This window comes from Pontibacter sp. JAM-7 (assembly GCF_048548695.2).
In the GTDB taxonomy this organism is placed as follows: Bacteria; Pseudomonadota; Gammaproteobacteria; order Pseudomonadales; family Balneatricaceae; genus Neptuniibacter.
Window position 1 is genome coordinate 105,300 of sequence record NZ_JBLYIF020000005.1, and the last position, 19,255, is coordinate 124,554.

Here is a 19,255-nt window from a genome sequence, read left to right on the forward strand (position 1 = left end):
ATGAAACGTATTTTATTTGTTTGCCTGGGTAATATCTGTCGCTCTCCTACTGCTCATGGGGTGCTCGAGACATTGACTAAACAGCGGGGCTTGAGCCATCTGATTCAGGTGGACTCGGCGGGTACGGCAGCATATCACGTGGGTAATCCGCCGGATGCGCGTTCTGCACGGGTCGCTAAACAGCAGGGGTATCCGCTGGATCATCTGCGCGCTCGTCAAGTTGAGCGTAATGATTTTCAGCAATTTGATTATATTCTGGCTATGGATGATGCAAACCTGATGGCATTGCAGCAACTTTGCCCATCTGATTATGCGGGCTATCTGGGCCGGTTTCTGGAGTTCACTGAGCTGAAGGAAACTGAGGTGCCTGACCCGTATTATGGTGGTGCTGATGGCTTTGAGCATGTACTCGCATTGGTCGTCTCTGCCGCTAATGGCTTGTTGGATCACCTGCAACAAGAGCTTGCCAAGTCATGATTACTTGGCATGAAAACCAGGACCTGACAGCTGCTAACAGTTTTGGCCTGCCAGTATTCGCCGAGCATTTTGTTCAGGTTAATCAGCTCACCGAGTTGGTTGAAGCGCTTGAGCAGGCTGAGGCGAAACAGTGGCCAGTGTTGATTTTAGGTGGTGGTAGTAACTTGGTGTTGCAACCCGCGTTGCCCGGTGCTGTGATCGGTATTGCTGCTGCGGGTATTCATCTGCTGGCAGATGATGGCGATAATGTGATTGTCGAAGCCGGCGCAGGGGAGAACTGGCATCAATTTGTTCGTCACTTGCTGCAACTTGGTTTGCATGGTTTAGAGAATCTGGCGTTGATTCCCGGTACGGTAGGTGCTGCTCCGGTGCAGAATATTGGTGCTTACGGTGTTGAAATAGCTGATTGTCTGCACAGTGTTATCGCCTATGACCGTCATGCTAAGTCAGTCGTGCAGTTGATGGCTGCTGAGTGCCAGTTAAGTTATCGCGATAGCTTATTTAAATCACAACAGCCAGGTCGTTATATTATCTGGCGAGTGCGGTTTAACCTGTCTACGACGTTTGCACCCAAACTGCATTATGGCGCGTTAAATCAGTACTTATCGCAACAGGGGCAGGATCAGCCAACCCCCGAACAATTGGTTGCTGCGGTTTGCAGCGTGCGCGCCTCGAAATTACCTGACCCCGCTACGCTGGGAAATGCGGGCAGCTTTTTCGAGAATCCGCGTGTCGATGCCAGTGTGTATCAGGCATTAAAACAACAGTTTCCTGACCTGGTGGCTTATCCGGAAAAAAATGGTCAGTATAAACTGGCAGCCGGCTGGTTAATTGATCAGGCGGGTTGGAAAGGTCATCGCAACGGCGGTGTTGGTGTATATGACAAACAAGCCTTGGTACTGGTTAACCTGGGTGGTGCTGAGTTCGTTGAGTTGATGGCGCTGGCTGGTGATATCTCTGCGTCGGTCAAGCAACGCTTCGGCGTAAGTTTGCAGATGGAGCCGCGGGTATATCCGTAGGGTGAACCCTTGTTTTGGATACAAAAAAGCCGGCTTTCGCCGGCTTTTTTATTGCGTCAGGACCCGCTGTTATTTTTTATCGTCAGAAGACTGGCGACGTAAGCGAGGATCATTTGGTGCCCGGCTACGGCGCTTGCGTGGGCGGGGCGCCTCTTCTTCAGCGGGCACTTCTGCCGCTTGAGTCTCATCAGCTTCTTGGATAACAGTGGCAGGGGTTTCGGTAGCCTCAGCCTCAGGTGCGGCAACGGCTTCATTTTCCTCTGCTGGTGTTTCTAGATCACTGACTTCAGCCTCTGGCTGCGGTGCCGCTTCCGTCTCTTGAGCCGTTTCAGCTGCTGTTGATGTTGCTAGCTCTGCTTCAGGCGTTGCGGGGTTTTCAGCCGCTGCTTCAGGTGTGCTAGTTACGTCTTCCGCTGGTGACGGCGCTTCACTTTGAGCAGGTTCTGTCTCAACTGCGGTTGATGGCTGCTCCTGTTCGACAGTGGTCGGCTGACTCGTTGACTCTGAGCCTTGAGTATCTGCTGTTGCTTCTACCTCGACCTCTGCAGGTGCATTATCCGCTACGACAGGTTCCGGATCGGTAGTATCTCCGGGCGCGTCCTGTTTGGTTGCAGTATCTGCCATTGTGCTGTTATCCGCAGCAGCCGCTTCGGTGTCAGTAACGTCTGGTGTAGCTTGAGTTGCTACCGCCTCTATAGCCTGATTGTCAGCAGCTTGTACAGACTTTTCTGGCTTGGCGGGGGCTTCAGGCTTCTCTTGTCCCGCAGCGGGTTGCTTGGAATCTCCGCCACTGGATTTGGCTTTAGCCATGTTAGCTGATCCTTCGCTGGCGACTGCCGTACCTGGGGCATCGGAACGCACAGATTGACGTTCACTTCCGCGACGGCGACGGCCGCGACGGCGTGGATTTCGCTGTTCGGTCTCTTCTGTCTTATTGCCATCGGTTTTTTGGTCAGTACTGGTATTGGCGCTGGTTTCGTTAGTCGTTTCAGTACTGGCATCATTCTGACGTTCACCACCACGGCGACGGCGACGGCGACGTTTTGGCTTCTCCTCCTGCTCACCTATCGGTGGCAGGTTGGATTCTGGTTCCAGAGTAATGATCTCGTCATTCTGCCGTTCAGGTTTATTACGGCGGTCGTTGTCACGACGACGGTGGCGACGATTCGGATTATTCTGATTGTTACCTGATGAGCGCCCGCCACGGTTACGTTTTGGTGCCGGTTTCTCTTCTGTTTCTGCAGCGGGTTTGGCAGCCTCGGTCTGGTTGCCGAACAAGCCTTTGAAAACACCCAGAACACGGTGGCCAAGGGATGATTTAGGCTGTAATTGGCTGGGTCGTGCTGGCGCTTTTTCAGTTGGAGCAGGTGAGGCATCCGCAGTCGGTGCCGGTGCTTGCGGGGCGACAGTACGAACAGCGGCTTTTTCTTTACCGGCTGATGCTGTTTGAGCCGTGGCGGCCTGAACCAGATCAACTTCTTCTGTTTCTGGCTGCAGGGTATAGCTGGCATCGTTGGTGGTTGAGACTGTGTGATCATCACGCAGTCGCACGACTTCGTAATGCGGCGTTTCCATATTTGGATTCGGTACAATCACCACACGGACACCTTGACGGTGTTCGATATCATGCACTGCCTTGCGCTTTTCATTCAGCAGGTAGGTAGCGACGGTCACTGGCAGTATGGCGCGAATTTGTGCGGTACGCTCTTTGCCGGATTCTTCTTCAATCAGTCGCAGAATTGACAGTGCCAGTGATTCAGTATCACGAATGGTGCCCTGTCCATTACAGCGTGGGCAGACAACACCGCGTGTTTCCGCCAGGGAAGGGCGTAACCGCTGACGGGACATTTCCAGCAGGCCAAAGCGCGAAATCCGGCCCATCTGAACCCGGGCACGATCGACTTTCAGGACGTCCTGCAAACGTTTCTCTACTTCACGCTGGTTTTTGATCGGTGTCATATCGATGAAGTCGATAACAATAAGACCACCGATATCACGCAGGCGGAGCTGTCGAGCAACTTCCTCAGCCGCTTCCAGGTTAGTCTGCAAGGCTGTTTCTTCGATATCTCCACCACGTGTTGCTCGGGCGGAGTTGATGTCTATAGATACTAGTGCTTCAGTTGGATCGATAACGATCGAACCACCGGAAGGTAATGTGACTTCACGCTGGAAAGCGGTTTCGATCTGAGTTTCGATCTGGAACCGGTTAAATAGCGGGGTTTGATCGTCGTATAGCTTGATCTTGTTTTCGTAGGTAGGCATGACCTGCTTGACGAAGGTTTTAGCTTCTTCGAAAACCTGCGGGTCATCAATCAACACTTCACCGATGTCGGCGCGCAGATAATCGCGTACCGCACGGATGACCACGTTGCTTTCCTGATAGATCAGGAACGGAGCAGCCCGCTCATCTGATGCTTGGGTAATGGCATCCCACAGGGTTTTGAGGTAATCCAAGTCCCACTGTAGCTCTTCAGAGCTGCGACCGACACCTGCCGTACGGATGATAATACCCATCTGATTAGGGATGTTTACACCGGCCAGTGCTTCTTTTAACTGTGAACGTTCGTCGCCTTCAATGCGACGGGAAATGCCGCCAGCACGAGGGTTGTTCGGCATCAGCACCAGATAACGGCCGGCCAGGCTGATAAAGGTGGTCAGGGCCGCGCCCTTGTTGCCACGCTCTTCTTTATCTACCTGGACAATCACTTCTGTGCCTTCTTTCAGCACATCTTTGATATTCGGGCGATTACCGCGGGTTGGTTTCTGAGTGAAATATTCGCGGGAGATCTCTTTCAGGGGCAGGAAGCCGTGGCGTTCAGAGCCATAATCGACAAATGCAGCTTCAAGGCTGGGCTCGATTCGGGTGATTTTGCCTTTGTAGATATTGGCTTTTTTCTGTTCCCGGGAATCGGATTCGATATCCAGGTCATATAAGCGCTGGCCATCGACCAGTGCTACACGCAGCTCTTCAGGTTGAGTTGCGTTAATTAGCATTCTTTTCATAGCGTTCTCTTGTGAACGCTTTTCACGCCGCGAACGAGCACCAATGCCCGAGTCGGTTTCTGGATCAATCCAGGGCTAGCGGCATACTTAAACCGGGGATACGTTACAGCAAGGCATCTGCCTGCGCTGGCGTTTTCACTACGGTGCTAGAGTGCTGCTAGCGGATTTAACTGGACCCCCTGCAACTGGCAGGCTGGATGTCCTGATGGAGGAATCCCGAACCAATATTGTTCTTTTATCTGGTTGTGGCTGCCGTATATAAACGACAGGTTCCTGGTTCGGGTGCATCTCCATCGCCAACCGACACGTGTCCGGCTGGGTGAAAAGCTGTGTTAATTCGATTACTTCGCTGTCTGCTTTCCGGTGTGGATATTGTGCGGCAGACATGCCGTGATGCGGGATTCGAAAAAAATAAAGCCATCGGATCGCGGCAGCGGTAGAATATAGCAGCAAACCCCATACGCATCAATTCGTTAACCGGATTTAAACAATATTTATGTCGGTATCAGAAAAGCCCGTTTCGGCACAGGTTCGTTTTATTGAAATTCTTGCAGATCAGGCGGGTCAGCGCATTGATAACTTCTTGATTACCGCTTTAAAAGGTGTGCCAAAGAGCCTGGTATATCGTATTTTGCGCAAAGGCGAAGTGCGGGTGAATAAAAAGCGGATCAAGCCTGAATATAAGCTCCAACCGGGTGATATAGTCCGGATACCGCCAGTGCGGGTGGCGGAGCGAGCAGAGCCGCCCAAGGTGAGTGAGCAACTAACCACTGTGCTTGAGCAAGCGATTCTGTTTGAAAGTAAAGAGTATATTGCGGTCAATAAGCCCTCAGGGCTTGCTGTACATGGTGGCAGTGGTGTCAGTCTTGGTCTGATCGAGTGCTTTAGACAGATGCGGCCGCAATTGAAATTTCTCGAGTTGGTACACCGGCTTGATCGAGATACCTCAGGCTGTATCCTGTTGGCGAAAAAACGCAGTGCATTGAAATTTATGCATGAGGCCTTGCAACGCAAACGGGTGACCAAAATCTATCATGCTTTGGTGGTCGGTCGCTGGTCGGATCGGCGGCGGCAAGTGGATGCGCCGCTACGTAAAAATGAGCTTAAATCAGGTGAGAGAGTCGTAAAAGTAACCGAGGACGGCAAACCATCGTTGACCGAATATCGGGTCTTGCAGCGATTCGGCTCCCGGGCAACGTTGATAGAAGCGAGGCCTATCACAGGTAGAACACATCAAATTCGCGTACATTGCCAATTTGCCGGGTATCCTATTATTGGTGATCCGAAGTATGGCATCGATAGTGAAAATGCTGAGATGAAAGCGCAGGGCATTAATCGTCTGTTTTTACATGCCGCCGAGCTGCGTTTCCCGCTACCGGAAGGGGGCCGTCAAGTGGTGAAGGCCCCATTGGACCCGGGGCTAAGATCAGCGCTGGAGCGTTTGGACAGTATTGAGTAAGGGATTGAGAGAACATGAACGATTCAGTCGATATAGAAACGATTTATTCTACTGCGGACCGGCTTCTACTGGCCGGTATGCAGCCGACACAAAGCTTGATTGCTGAATCAATGGGGGTGTCAGAGGATTCCATCGCTGAGGGTTTTCACTCTTGGTGGCAAATGGCGCCAGAGCGCCTGGCCTTAAGTCCAGTCGACCTGGAACTACCTGAAGTTCCGGAAAGCCTGCATCAGGCTTTTGGCCGTTTGTGGCAGACAGCAGTTAAAGAAGCATTGAGTTCACTGCAAACCCAGCCCACTTATGATGGCAGTCTTGAGGCGGATAGTTTATCTCGTGAATCCGAGCGGGTGTTAAGTGAAGCGCGGGAAAAGGCATTGAATTTGGAAGAGCAGATTCGTACAGAGTCTGCGCTTAACGAAGAGTTTCGGACCTTGATAAAGGCGCTTGAGGCTGAAAAGAAGGTACTCAAGCAGAGTCTTGATAATGAAACTGTGTTGCGTAACAAAGAGTCGCAAAAGCACAGCGCCATGGAGCATGAGCTGACCCATTTGCGCAAAGTGCATGAAGAGCATAAGCGCAAATTTGATTTGCGAATGAAAGATGAGCAGCGCCATACCATGGACAGTATTGGCAAGGCGGAGGCTGACGCGCGACATTTCCGTACATCTCTGGATAAGGTAAGGGAAGAGGCGGGTAAAAAAGAGGCTGCGCTGACACGACATATTCAGGAACTCCAGGCTGAAGTTGCACGCAAAGATGTGAAGCTGGATATGCAGAAAACTCAGTTGAAGAACCTTGATGAGCAGCTTAAAAAAATTAAGCATGAGCAGGCCAGTCAGGTTCGTGAAGTCTCTAAATTAAACAGCCAGTTATTGGCTGAGATTAATAAAACTAAACGTTTGCAGGATAAAATCAAAGGTTTGGAAGAAGAGCTTAAAATGCAGCGTCAAAAGCAGATGACCACGTCTAATGAACATGTGCGTCGCGAAAACTCCGTGCGTATCCAGTACAAGGATAAAGATGAAGAGTTAAATCGGGTGCTGGGTAAAATGGCGGCGCTTGAGAAAAAGTTGATTTTGCAAGATGAAGAGATTCGGCGTCTGAAGTCGCGCTAGCGCTAAGCCGTATAAATATCAGTCGGACGCGGTGTTCTTATTCTAAACTGTTACTATAAGAGATGTTCCGACAACAAAATTTTCTAAGGCAGCAGCGTTAAGCACGGCCGTTGCTGTTAACTATAAAAAGCATGTTCCGGGGCGCTGTCGTTATCTTAAGCAGATGCAGATGCCTCTTCGGAGTTTATGATGAAACTGCAACAGCTGCGCTACATTTGGGAAGTATCCCGACATGACCTGAATGTTTCCGCGACGGCTCAAAGTCTCTATACCTCCCAGCCCGGTATCAGTAAACAGATACGTTTATTGGAAGATGAGTTAGGTGTTGAAGTGTTTGCCCGCAGTGGTAAACACTTGACCCGTATCACGCCTGCCGGTCAGGCCATTCTTGATGTGGCCGGTGAGATATTGCAAAAGGTTGAGAATATTAAGCAAGTTGCCCAGGAGTTCAGTGATGAGCGTAAAGGCAGCTTGGATGTGGCAACCACGCATACTCAGGCACGTTATGCGCTGCCCAAGACCATCACTGGGTTTATTCAGGAGTATCCGGATGTTTCCCTGCATATGCATCAGGGTACACCCATGCAAATATCCGAAATGGCAGCAGATGGTACGGTGGATTTTGCCATTGCGACGGAAGCGATGTCGCATTTTGCTGATCTTATTATGATGCCTTGCTATCGCTGGAACCGTTCTGTGGTTGTGCCCAAGGATCATCCGCTGGCGCAGGTGTCTCGACTCAGCTTGGCTGATCTTGCCGCTCATCCGATTGTTACCTATGTGTTTGGCTTTACTGGTCGTTCGAAGCTGGATGAGGCTTTCCGTCGGGAAGGTTTATCGCCGAAGGTGGTGTTCACTGCGGTAGATTCCGATGTCATCAAAACCTATGTCCGCCTGGGGCTTGGCGTTGGTATTATTGCCACCATGGCGTTTGAGCCAGAAGTCGACCAGGATCTGGTGGCACTGGATGCCAGTCATTTGTTTGAGGCGAGTACGACCAAAATTGGTTTTCGCAAAGGGACATTCTTGCGCGGATATATGTATGACTTTATCCAGCGTTTTGCGCCTCACCTGACACCTGAAGTAGTGCAGCGGGTTTTAGCCTGCGGTAGCCGGCAGGAGGTAGATGACCTGTTTGCCGGTCAGGAGCTACCTGACCTGTAAGACCGGAGGCAACATGATGCGTCTGGAACTTCAGACCGGCAAGGTGATACAGGGTGAACTGACATTGTCCCGCTTGAACCTTATGCTGGTGTTTCAGGTTAACTGCCCAGGTTGCTTGAATCAGGCGTTGCCTCAGTTGCAGGCGTTGCAGCCATTATTTCCTCGCTTGAACCTGTTTGCCTTATCGACAGCATTTGAGGACTTTGCGCTGAATACAGCAGAAAATACCCGTTTATTGCTGGACAAAGGGTACTTGACTCAGGCATCTGCTCGTTATTTCTCTCGCCTTGGTCACCGGGCATTACCGTATCGTATTTCGGTTCCAGTCATAATGGATCGGTTTGCCCAGCCAGGGCAGATTGAGGCGATGCGCAGTGTATTAGAGCAGGCCTTGTCTGATATGGGGTTAGATCAGAAGCCCGTGCAGCAAACCATGGCAATGCTTAACGCCAGATTGCAGCCGGTGCTGTATACCGGCCGTACCTTTCTGAATAATCAACTGCAAGGCACGCCAAGTTGGATACTGTTTGATAGCGACATGATGATTCTTGATCAGTGGTTTGGGCATCGACCGCTGGAGTGGCTTGAGGCGCAGCTGAGTAAGCATAGCAACAGTCAGGCAGGGTTAGGTTAAATGCGCGGAGCAACCAAGGTGTGCCGAGCTGGGGAGGAGTAGAGAAACTTAGGCTAGCTGAGAAAAGGTATCCAGCTGTGCATCCCAGTCAGGGAAAATTTCATCTGCAACTTTTGCGATTGTTGCCAAGCCTTCATCTGTCAGGCAGTAAGCATGTAGTCCGGCTTCGCTTTTGAAATAATCTGTCAGCACAAACCCGGCTTCACCAATGATTGGATCAGGGTGCATGCCAAGTGCGTACACGCGCACTACGCCCAGGGTAATGGGGCATACCTCAAGCTGAGTAATGATCTCGCACTCAAACAAATCACAGATTGCCTGTGCGCCTCGAGGAAGGGCGGTCATGTTCTGTTCCTTCAACACTATTGTTGATCGTGGTGTTAGTTTTGCTAGTTGTTATTCGTAGTTCTTTGCCGGGTAGGGGTGGTATGGCTACTGTTTCCTGCTGCCAAAATGCGTGGCTGGCAGGCTGCAACCTACAATGTAATTGCTTTAGGTTACTACTGGTTACTACAGACTCGGATTAACGTTTTAAAAAGTAATAATATTCAATGAATGAATGTTTTTCAAAATAATTTTGCATGTTCACGTTTCTGTTTTTTTGTGTGACTGAGAAAAGCAGAGGTACTTGGCGTGGTTTTAATGCAGTTGTGAATAATGGTTTAGGTCAAAAAAAACCCCGCTTATGCGGGGTTTTTTATTGAGGCCTGTGCCTTTAGGCTGACAGGGTTACGCCAGAAGCGCTTTCAACGTAACTGTCCATCTGGTCAAAGTTCAGGTAGCGGTATACTTCGCCAGCCATGCTGTCGATGTTTTTCGCATATTCCATGTACTCTGCAACCGTTGGTAGCTTGCCGGTTACCGCAGCGACGGAAGCCAGTTCCGCAGATGCCAGGTATACGTTCGCGCCAGTACCCAAGCGGTTCGGGAAGTTACGGGTAGAAGTGGAAACCACTGTGCTGTTGTCGTTTACGCGTGCCTGGTTACCCATACACAGAGAACAACCTGGCATTTCCATACGAGCACCTGCTTTGCCGAAGATGTTGTAATAACCTTCGTCGCTCAGCTGGGCTGCATCCATCTTGGTTGGTGGTGCAATCCACATGCGAGTTGGCACGGAACCGCCCGCTGCGTCCAGCAGTTTGCCCGCAGCACGGAAGTGGCCGATGTTAGTCATACATGAACCGATAAATACTTCATCGATCTGCTGACCTGCAACTTCAGATAGCAGGCGAGCATCATCAGGATCATTTGGCGCACAAAGAATAGGTTCTTTGATATCGGCCAGATCGATTTCGATGATAGTTGAGTATTCGGCATCTGCATCGGCACGCATCAGGCTTGGGTTAGCCAGCCAATCTTCCATGGCATTAATGCGGCGCTCAATGGTGCGAGGGTCACCGTAACCTTCAGCGATCATCCACTTCAGCATAACTACATTGGAGCGCAGGTACTCGGCAACAGACTCTTCGCCCAGGGTAATTGTACAGCCAGCTGCAGAACGCTCTGCAGAGGCATCGGACAATTCGAATGCCTGCTCAACAGTCAGGTCGTTGAGGCCTTCAATTTCCAGAACGCGACCGGAGAAGATGTTTTTCTTACCCGCTTTTTCAACAGTCAGGTGACCGGACTGAATCGCGTAATAAGGAATCGCATGAACTAGGTCTCGCAGAGTGATGCCAGGGTTGCGCTTACCTTTGAAGCGAACCAGTACAGACTCAGGCATATCCAGAGGCATAACACCGGTTGCTGCCGCGAATGCAACTAGACCAGAGCCAGCAGGGAAAGAGATGCCCAGTGGGAAACGGGTGTGGGAGTCACCACCGGTCCCTACGGTATCTGGCAGTAGCATGCGGTTCAACCAAGAGTGGATAACACCGTCGCCAGGACGTAGCGAAACACCGCCGCGGGTCATGATGAAATCTGGCAGCGTGTGGTGAGTATCCACGTCTACCGGCTTCGGATAAGCCGCAGTATGACAGAAGGACTGCATGGTCAGGTCGGCAGAGAAGCCCAGGCAAGCAAGGTCTTTCAGCTCGTCACGGGTCATTGGGCCAGTGGTATCCTGAGAGCCAACGGTAGTCATCTTAGGTTCGCAGTACATGCCAGGGCGAACACCTTCCAGACCGCAGGCTTTACCGACCATCTTCTGCGCCAGGGTGAAGCCTTTGCCAGTGTCGGCCGGCTGCTCTGGTACACGGAACAGGTCAGACTCTTCCAGACCCATTGCTTCGCGGGCTTTAGTAGTCAGGCCACGACCAATAATCAGTGGGATACGGCCACCGGCACGGACTTCGTCCAGCAGGACCTGGGTTTTCAGGCCGAAGGTGCAAAGTTCTTCGCCAGTTTCGGCGTTTACGGCTCTGCCTTCATATGGGTATACGTCGATAACGTCACCCATATTCATTTTGTTAACATCCATTTCGATTGGCAGGGCACCCGCATCTTCCATGGTGTTAAAGAAGATAGGTGCGATTTTACCACCGAAGCAGTAACCGCCAGCACGTTTGTTAGGTACAGCAGGAATGTCGTCACCGAAGAACCACAACACGGAGTTGGTTGCGGACTTACGAGAGGAGCCTGTACCTACTACGTCGCCTACATAGGCAACTGGGTGCCCTTTAGCTTTTACGGCTTCGATCTGAGCGATTGGGCCTTTGACGCCAGGAACTTCAGGTTCGATACCTTCACGCGCCATTTTCAGCATAGCGTTGGCGTGCAGAGGGATATCTGGACGGGTGAACGCATCCGGGGCCGGAGACAGGTCGTCGGTGTTGGTTTCGCCTGGTACCTTAAATACGGTAACAGTGATTTTTTCAGCGACAGCGGGTTTAGACGTAAACCACTCGGCATCAGCCCAGGATTGCATGATCTGCTTAGCTGCTGCATTGCCGGCGTCTGCTTTGTCTTTAACGTCGTAGAACGCGTCAAACATCAGCAGGGTATGGGACAGTGCGTGTGCAGCAGTCGGTGCTAGTTCAGCGTCATCCAGTGCTTCAACCAATGGCTGAATGTTGTAGCCGCCCAGCATAGTGCCCAGCAATTCTACTGCTTTGACTTTGTTGATCAGTGGGGACTCAGCTTCACCTTTCGCAATTGCAGCCAGGAACCCGGCTTTAACATAGGCAGCCTGGTCTACACCAGCAGGTACGCGGTTGGTCAGCAGGTCAACCAGGAAAGCTTCTTCACCAGCAGGTGGGTTTTTCAGCAGCCCAACCAGGGCAGCCGTTTGTTCTGCGTCCAGTGGCTTTGGTGGCACGCCTTCTGCGGCGCGTTCTTCTACATGTTTACGGTAAGCTTCAAGCACGTTAGAGCCCTCATAATGTGTTACCACCGATCGTGATCAGGAATGGCTGTGTCGGTGGCTTATCGAAAGGAGTCGAAAATCGATTGGCGGACCTGAATTCTACCGAAGATGGCGCATAAAGTTAAGTTTGGGATGGGGTGGGGGAGTAATACTTTCTGATTAAAATCAGCGACTTTAGGCTGTTTATTGCATAAAACCTATTATCTGCAGGAAAAACATAGTGTTAGGCTCGGGGTAATTAATGTCGATGTAGATATTGAATCCCTGCACTGACTACGCGATGCTTAGCAGGATTATTGGGAAGATGTGGTGCTAGGGTTGGTGGCGGTTTTTAATAAAATGCGATATGACGCTTAGGCATCCTCGCGTTAAACTGCTTCAAGTTGCCTGAGAAATGGCCGATAGGTTATTCACTCTCAGCGAGCCCTAATAATAGATTAAATATATTGCTGGTGAACCAAGTGGATGCATTAGAGCAAACAGGTCAGATTGCCGGGACAGGGCTGTATAGTGTGAATACCGATCGTATTCAGGCTGCGTTTGATGCCCAGCATTCTCGCTACTTAATCTATCGTGGCCGTCAGGGTAAGCGTTTGTTGTATCACTTTGTCCGTATGGTCGCTGCCAACCCTAAATCGCTCCGCTACCATGTAAAGCGTATCTATCTGGCGGTTGCCTCCTATGATAGTGATGCGCTGTTGGGTGCGTTTGCCGACTTTTTGCTAACGTTGTCAGGCAAAGGCGACCCGCTATTTCATCGCTTGCTCGATCAGGCTCGGCCAGTTATTGGCGAAGAACACTATGCTTTAATTATGTCGTCTCAGACCGAGGGTGACCTGAGTGAGCTGCTCTCCTTATGTCAGCACAATTCCGTGCTCTCACGGGGTAATTTCCCTAAACAGCTTATTATCTAAGGGCATGGTGCTAAGGATGGAACCCCGCCGATGAGTATTTCTGATAATCCTATGATCCGGCGTTTGAGGCCTGCGATCGTGGGTTTTTCTGCCAGTGAGGCCGCTGCAATTGAGTATTTTCTGCAGCGTAAGCTTGATAAAACAGCGGTGCCGGTTGAGCAGGCTAACTGTTTCATGGTCAATGGTGATCGCTACAGCTCCCTTACCCAGTTAAAAAATGAATTCCCGAAAGCACCGCAGGGTGTGGTTATTGGTTTATCGCAGCATAAATGGCCTGGTTATCATTGGGTGTGTAAGCCGTACACCAGTGGTAGCCTGTCGCAAGCGTTATTGGATATGGCTCACGAGCTGGATACCTCGTTGGCAGCTGAGGGTTACGATACGCATCAGGGGTTTTCGATTGAACGCCAAACCGCTGCCTTAAAGCACCAATTAGAGCAGGGTGATTTGACCGTCAGTGCGTCTGATCGCTTGATTGCGCAATTGGGCGGACAGCATAAATCGGCTTTAGCTGACCTGGTGGCTTCAGTGACAGATGTGGTAACGGCTGAAATGCCTGCGGTGACCAGTGATATTGATCTGGCTGAGCTGGAGTTCAGGTGTTGTGGTGATGCGGAAGATGTAGATCTGGATGATTTGAAAAAACGCCAACAGATAACGTTTAATGCTGATGGCTATATTCTGAATTTGCTGAAGCACCTGGTCAGCAAAGGTGAGGAAATGGCGTCACCGGTTATTTTGAAAGGCGACCGGATACGTGTTGTCTATCAGCCAGAATCGCGTGAGTTTGTTCATGAATATACGGATGACTTCCTGCTAGAGCTGGCGCAGCAACGTTTTAGATTTGGTGAATTGCTGATTGAGACGCCAGAAGCTGCTAGCCTTGTTGCGTTTGTTGAAGCCGGAAGGAGCACAAATAAGGTTGCGTTTCTCTGGCAGATGGCGCTCTGGAGTGCCCGAGGTAGGCTTCTGGTGGGGCTCGATCCGCAACAGCCCTATGTTTTGCGTCAGCAGCCAGAAGCGGCTCATTTGCTTAGTTTGGATTGTTTTCATCAGATTGCTGACATATGGTTGAACCATTCCTTGTCGGTGGTCGATATCATCAGAATACTGGATTTGCCTCAGCGTCAGGTTTTTGCATTTGCCTCTGCAGCTTATTTTTTGGGTTGGTTGGATGCTGAGAGCTATACGGGCTGAGGTATGGGGGTTGTCGTGTGACAGAAGAAAATAAGACAAATCAATTTATCCAGATAACACCAGCCGGTGCGTTTTTTGCGACGGTGTGTCCTGAGCCTGACAGTGCGCGGGCGTTTTTGCTGCAACTGCTGAGCGCAGATGTATCGATTCCGTTTAGCCCATTGTTGGTTAGCAAGCTCACGGCTCTGCCGCAGGACGAGTCAGACCAGCTGTTTCAGAAGCTGCTAGATCGCGGTTTTGTTGAATTGAAGACAACACCAGCGGAGACGATAAACGATAATCTTGAGTCAGTGCTGCCGGCATTGCTGCCCGACCTGTCGAGTGCCGGTAAGGTGGTATTGGCGGATGATCTGGGTTTTTGTCTTGCTTCAAGCGGCTATGACGAAAATCACAGTGAAGAGTTGGCAGCGTTGGCTGCGGATTTAAGTTCATTGCACAGCCGGCATAATAGCCTGCTGAATGGAGAGCTTTCGTTCATGGGTGAAAGCTGGGGGTTGCTGGATCCGGTCGGCCTCAGTCAGGTTGGTTTCTGGATGTTATATCTGGGTAAGCAGCGTTTTGTATTGGTTATCGAAAAAATGCCAAGATTGAATCAGCAGGTATATGTAGACCTGCTCAGCATTCTGGCCAGACGATACCTGAATTATTAAGCAAGATTTTGAATTCCGGTGTTAAGCATCCGGAGTGACAAGAAAATGATAGGAGAGACTCATGCGCTCAGAAATGTTGACCTCGATTTTGAGTGACTTGAATGGCGCGTCAACGGACATTGAAGCATCTGCTGTAATATCGACAGACGGTTTGATGATTGCTGCTTTGCTGCCATCCGGGATGGATGAGGATCGTATTGGTGCCATGAGTGCTGCCATGCTTTCTTTAGGTGAACGAACCGCTCAGGAACTCGCTAAGGGGGAGCTGGAGCAGGTGCTGATTAAAGGGGAGCACGGGTATATTCTGATGACCCATGCTAATCGTGATTCAGTGCTAACTGTTGTTGCTAAGCCTAGTGTGCGTCTGGGGCTGATTCTGTTGGATGTGAAACGTGCATCCCAGGCTATTGGCAAGTTGTTATAAACGCTTAGGCAGTGCTAAGAACGCACTGCTCACACGGCTTAACTTTTGTTGGCTGGTGCGTATAATGGCCCCCTTCACACAGGGGGCCTTTTTGTGGATGCATTAAATCAGATTCATGCTTTTTTGGGTTGCGAAACACCTGATGAATGGGTACAGGCTGCTCTGGAAAATCAGGAGCTGTTACTGATTGATCATGCACATTGTGAAAAGAAAGCAGCGTCGACAGCTATGCATTTGATGTTTAGGTATGTCGACCGTGTTGATCTGCTCAAAAAGATGTCCCGTCTCGCGCGGGAAGAGTTGATCCATTTTGAGCAAGTGCTAGAGATCATGCAAAATCGCGGTATTGTCTACGATCATCTGCCCTCATCACGTTATGCTCAGGGACTTCGCCAAGAAGTCAGAACCTCAGAACCAGGGCGCCTGATCGACGTTTTGATCATCGGTGCTTTTATCGAAGCGCGGTCTTGTGAGCGCTTTGCCAAGTTGGCGCCTTACCTGGATGAAGAGCTGAAAAAGTTCTATCGTTCATTGCTAAAATCAGAAGCGCGACACTATCAGGACTATCTGTCTCTGGCAGAAAGTTATGCTGGCGAGTCAATTGATGCGCGGATATCACTGTTTCGTGAACGTGAAGTGCAATTGGTGCTGGAGCAGGATGAAACTTTCCGTTTTCATAGCGGCGTTCCAGAGCTTGATGGGCTTGAGGGGTTAATGGCTAGCAGGTGATTGGAAAGCTGATTAGATCATAGCCGGTGTGGTCAACTTTCAGATACCAGCCTGACTTATCCCAATCACCTAAGACAATACGCGTTGCGCTTTTGCCATTGGCTAAGCCTATCCGGTGAATTTTTGGTCGGTGAGTATGGCCATGAATCATTAGCCTGACTTTATATTTAGCTAAGGTCTCTGCTACGGCCACGTTGTTCACATCAGTGATGTTTTCCGCTTTCATGGCACCCTGTGCTTTGCTGGTATCCCGCAGTTGCCTGGCAATTTCCAGTCGTTCTGATACTGGTTTGGCAAGAAATGCCTGTTGCCATTCAGGACTGCGAACCATGTCACGGAAGGCCATATAGTCTGTGTCATCCGTACAAAGCTGGTCGCCATGTATTAATAGGGCTTCTTGTCCGCAGGGTAGGTTGACCTGAGCGTATTCGGGTAGCAACGACGCTCCTATTTGTTGGCAGAGTTGTGTTCCCACCAAAAAGTCGCGATTGCCATGTTGGAAATAGAGCTCACAACCTTGCTCGCTCAGTTCTTGTAGCCGTTGGCAGATTTTTGTCAGATTGGGGTATGGTGCATCGTCGCCAATCCAGGCCTCAAAAATATCGCCCAGAAGGTACAGGGCATCGGCATCCGGTGCGATTTTGTCGAGAAAACACAGAAGCGCCCGGGTCAGGTCCGGGCGCTGTGGTTTCAGATGTAAGTCTGAAATAAAATAACTGCTCATTGCATTAATGGTTAGCTGCTTCAGCTACCTGTTGTTCAATGATTTCTGCAGATTCAATAATCACATCTTCGGTAGGAACATCCTGATGTCCTGCCCGCATAGTTGTCGGTGCAACTTTGATGCGGTTAACGATGTCCATGCCATCGACCACTTTTCCGAATACGGCATAGCCCCAACCTTCGGTGGTTTTCGCAGTGTGATCAAGGAAGGTGTTGTCGGAGACGTTGATAAAGAATTGAGCTGAAGCGCTATGCGGATCCATGGTGCGAGCCATGGCGATAGTGCCTGTTAAGTTGGATAGGCCGTTATCGGCTTCGTTTTCGATCGACTTGCCTGTTTCTTTCTGCGCCATGCCTGGCTCAAATCCGCCGCCCTGGATCATAAAACCGTTAATAATACGGTGGAAGATCACATTATCATAGAAACCGTCACGGACATTTTCTTCGAAGTTCTTTGCCGTGACGGGGGCCTTTTTGTGATCAAGTTCGATACTGATATCGCCAAAATTGGTATGGAGAATAATCATTGTTGTATGTCCATTTTCTTCGCACTTGTGGCCGTCATTATACTCAAGTCTTAAGATAAAGTGCCACAATTTATTCTTTGGGATCGTTAGTCTAGTTCCTAAGAACAAGTACATTTGTCTCTAGCCTAATAATACGCCGGAATAAACTGCCAATTCTGCAAAGCAACCGTTTATAATGTTCGCCGCGATGGCCTTAGCTGGCCTTGAAGTCTGACAGTAGCGGAAAACAAGATACTAATTTATGAGTACAGCAAAAAACAGTAAGCCGGTTAATTTCATTCATCAGATCGTCGAGAAAGACCTGCAGCAGGGTTTGAATGATGGTCAGGTTGTCACGCGTTTTCCGCCGGAGCCCAATGGCTATCTGCATATAGGGCATGCAAAATCGATCTGTCTTAACTTTGGCACGGCTGAAAAGTATCAGGGTGTATGTAATCTGCGCTTCGACGATACCAACCCAGAAAAAGAGAGTCAGGAATATATTGATTCAATTGTTCGTGATGTGAACTGGTTGGGGTATCAGTGGCAGGGCGAGGTGCGTTATACCTCAGATTACTTTCAGCAGCTGTACGACTGGGCCGTTTATCTGATTGAACAGGGCAAGGCATACGTCTGCGACCTGTTACCTGCTGAAGCCAAAGAGTATCGCGGTAATTTTACCACCCCAGGGCGCAATAGCCCGTTCCGTGACCGGTCGGTTGCAGAGAATCTGGCCTTGTTCGAGCGGATGAAAAAGGGTGAGTTTGCCGAAGGCAGTTGCTCGTTGCGTGCCAAGATTGATATGCAGTCACCGAATATGAACCTGCGTGATCCGATGATTTATCGGATCATGCATACGCACCACCATCAGACCGGCGATCAGTGGTGTATTTATCCAATGTATGACTTCGCTCATGGTCAATCGGATGCCCTGGAAGGCGTCACGCACTCTATCTGTACTCTGGAGTTTGAAGATCATCGACCGCTGTACGAGTGGTTTATTGATCATTTGCCAGTACCTTGCGTGCCGCGCCAATATGAGTTTTCACGCTTAGAACTGAATTACACAATTACCAGTAAGCGTCGCTTGAAGCAGCTGGTTGATGAAGCCCATGTGGCGGGCTGGAATGATCCGCGGATGCCGACCATTTCTGGCCTGCGTCGTCGTGGCTTTACCCCGGCAGCGTTGCGTGAATTCTGCGACCGGGTTGGTGTAACCCGTTCCAATGGTGTTGTCGATATGGGGATGTTGGAAGCGGTTATTCGTGATGATCTGGACAAAAGCGCTCCTCGTGCTATGTGTGTAGTACGCCCGCTCACAGTGACAGTGACCAACTACCCCGAAGATCAGCAGGAATGGTTTGAGTTGCCGAATCACCCTAAAGATGAATCTATGGGTATGCGTCAGGTAGTATTTAGTCGTAACCTACTGATTGAAAAGGAAGATTTTGTAGAAGACAAGCCGCGAAAATGGAAGCGGCTAGCGCCAGGCGATGCTGTGCGTTTGCGCGGCGCCTATGTCATTACCTGTCAGGAAGTGGTTAAAAATGCGGCGGGTGATGTTGTTGAGTTGAAATGTACATATGATCCGGATACTAAAGGCAGTAACCCAGAAGGGTATAAGCCCAACGGGGTGGTCCACTGGGTGAGTGCTGAGCATTCCGTACCATGTGAGGTGCGTGAATATGACCGCTTGTTCACTGTTGAAAATCCATCAGGCGACAAAGAGCGCGATTTTCTAGAATGTATTAATCCGCAGTCGCTGGTGGTGCTAACTGATAGCCGTTGTGAAATTGGTCTGGCGGATGCTGCGGTGGAAAGCCGTTATCAATTTGAGCGTACCGGTTATTTTTGTGTCGATTCTGACTCAACTGCAGAGCGTTTGGTGTTTAACCGGACAGTGACGTTACGCGACAGCTGGAAATAAACGATTT

The 19,255-nt window shown here is 50.1% G+C and carries 17 protein-coding genes; 12 read left to right on the plus strand and 5 right to left on the minus strand.

What is annotated here, in order from left to right:
- Complete coding sequence (locus tag ACFVYJ_RS08340) at positions 1–477, plus strand: low molecular weight protein-tyrosine-phosphatase (RefSeq protein ID WP_419415136.1); 477 nt, start codon at positions 1–3, stop codon at positions 475–477.
- Positions 474–1,496: a UDP-N-acetylmuramate dehydrogenase gene (gene murB, locus ACFVYJ_RS08345; RefSeq protein WP_419415135.1), complete on the plus strand. Its 1,023-nt coding sequence runs from the start codon at positions 474–476 to the stop codon at positions 1,494–1,496. The genes ACFVYJ_RS08340 and murB overlap by 4 nt, the downstream gene beginning before the upstream one ends.
- Before the next feature lie 69 nt (positions 1,497–1,565).
- Here the strand turns inward: murB and rne are convergent, their stop codons facing one another.
- A complete protein-coding gene (gene rne / locus ACFVYJ_RS08350) occupies positions 1,566–4,499 on the minus strand; it encodes a ribonuclease E (protein ID WP_419415134.1) in 2,934 nt (977 codons plus the stop codon).
- A 496-nt stretch (positions 4,500–4,995) separates the two neighbouring features.
- Between rne and rluC the strand changes: the two genes are divergently transcribed.
- From rluC to ACFVYJ_RS08370, 4 genes are all read left to right on the plus strand, one after another.
- Positions 4,996–5,958, plus strand: a complete 963-nt coding sequence (gene rluC / locus ACFVYJ_RS08355) for a 23S rRNA pseudouridine(955/2504/2580) synthase RluC (protein ID WP_419415133.1) — start codon at positions 4,996–4,998, stop codon at positions 5,956–5,958.
- Between the two features lie 14 nt (positions 5,959–5,972).
- Complete coding sequence (locus ACFVYJ_RS08360; RefSeq protein ID WP_419415132.1) at positions 5,973–7,073, plus strand: DNA-binding protein; 1,101 nt, start codon at positions 5,973–5,975, stop codon at positions 7,071–7,073.
- Between the two features lie 189 nt (positions 7,074–7,262).
- The gene (gene cysB, locus ACFVYJ_RS08365; protein WP_419415131.1) at positions 7,263–8,237 is read left to right on the plus strand and encodes an HTH-type transcriptional regulator CysB; all 975 of its coding nucleotides are present in this window, start codon (positions 7,263–7,265) and stop codon (positions 8,235–8,237) included.
- Between the two features lie 13 nt (positions 8,238–8,250).
- Entirely contained in the window at positions 8,251–8,871 is a 621-nt protein-coding gene (locus ACFVYJ_RS08370) for a hypothetical protein (protein ID WP_419415130.1), read from the plus strand.
- 48 nt (positions 8,872–8,919) lie between these two features.
- Here the strand turns inward: ACFVYJ_RS08370 and ACFVYJ_RS08375 are convergent, their stop codons facing one another.
- Positions 8,920–9,216: a hypothetical protein gene (locus tag ACFVYJ_RS08375; protein WP_419415129.1), complete on the minus strand. Its 297-nt coding sequence runs from the start codon at positions 9,214–9,216 to the stop codon at positions 8,920–8,922.
- Positions 9,217–9,586: 370 nt separating this feature from the next.
- Positions 9,587–12,178, minus strand: coding sequence for a bifunctional aconitate hydratase 2/2-methylisocitrate dehydratase (gene acnB, locus ACFVYJ_RS08380; RefSeq protein WP_419415128.1), 2,592 nt, complete (start codon positions 12,176–12,178; stop codon positions 9,587–9,589).
- A 461-nt stretch (positions 12,179–12,639) separates the two neighbouring features.
- Here acnB and ACFVYJ_RS08385 point away from each other — a divergent pair, with 461 nt between their 5' ends.
- The 5 genes from ACFVYJ_RS08385 (at position 12,640) to ACFVYJ_RS08405 (ending at position 16,092) form a co-directional block, all read left to right on the plus strand.
- The gene (locus tag ACFVYJ_RS08385; protein WP_419415127.1) at positions 12,640–13,092 is read left to right on the plus strand and encodes a hypothetical protein; all 453 of its coding nucleotides are present in this window, start codon (positions 12,640–12,642) and stop codon (positions 13,090–13,092) included.
- Positions 13,093–13,122: 30 nt separating this feature from the next.
- The gene (locus tag ACFVYJ_RS08390) at positions 13,123–14,289 is read left to right on the plus strand and encodes a hypothetical protein (RefSeq protein WP_419415126.1); all 1,167 of its coding nucleotides are present in this window, start codon (positions 13,123–13,125) and stop codon (positions 14,287–14,289) included.
- Positions 14,290–14,306: 17 nt separating this feature from the next.
- Positions 14,307–14,939: a hypothetical protein gene (locus tag ACFVYJ_RS08395; protein ID WP_419415125.1), complete on the plus strand. Its 633-nt coding sequence runs from the start codon at positions 14,307–14,309 to the stop codon at positions 14,937–14,939.
- Between the two features lie 61 nt (positions 14,940–15,000).
- Complete coding sequence (locus tag ACFVYJ_RS08400) at positions 15,001–15,363, plus strand: roadblock/LC7 domain-containing protein (protein WP_275812892.1); 363 nt, start codon at positions 15,001–15,003, stop codon at positions 15,361–15,363.
- 93 nt (positions 15,364–15,456) lie between these two features.
- Entirely contained in the window at positions 15,457–16,092 is a 636-nt protein-coding gene (locus ACFVYJ_RS08405; protein WP_419415124.1) for a MiaE family protein, read from the plus strand.
- On the opposite strand, the gene ACFVYJ_RS08410 is transcribed toward ACFVYJ_RS08405, so the two are convergent.
- Together ACFVYJ_RS08410 and ACFVYJ_RS08415 are read right to left on the minus strand one after the other, a co-directional pair.
- Positions 16,082–16,816, minus strand: coding sequence for a UDP-2,3-diacylglucosamine diphosphatase (locus ACFVYJ_RS08410; RefSeq protein WP_419415123.1), 735 nt, complete (start codon positions 16,814–16,816; stop codon positions 16,082–16,084). The genes ACFVYJ_RS08405 and ACFVYJ_RS08410 overlap by 11 nt on opposite strands.
- A gap of 4 nt (positions 16,817–16,820) precedes the next feature.
- Positions 16,821–17,342, minus strand: coding sequence for a peptidylprolyl isomerase (locus ACFVYJ_RS08415; RefSeq protein ID WP_419415122.1), 522 nt, complete (start codon positions 17,340–17,342; stop codon positions 16,821–16,823).
- Between the two features lie 241 nt (positions 17,343–17,583).
- Between ACFVYJ_RS08415 and ACFVYJ_RS08420 the strand changes: the two genes are divergently transcribed.
- Positions 17,584–19,248 carry a glutamine--tRNA ligase/YqeY domain fusion protein gene (locus ACFVYJ_RS08420; RefSeq protein ID WP_419415121.1) on the plus strand — a complete coding sequence of 555 codons (1,665 nt, stop codon included), beginning with the start codon at positions 17,584–17,586 and terminating at the stop codon, positions 19,246–19,248.
- Positions 19,249–19,255 lie beyond the last annotated feature (7 nt).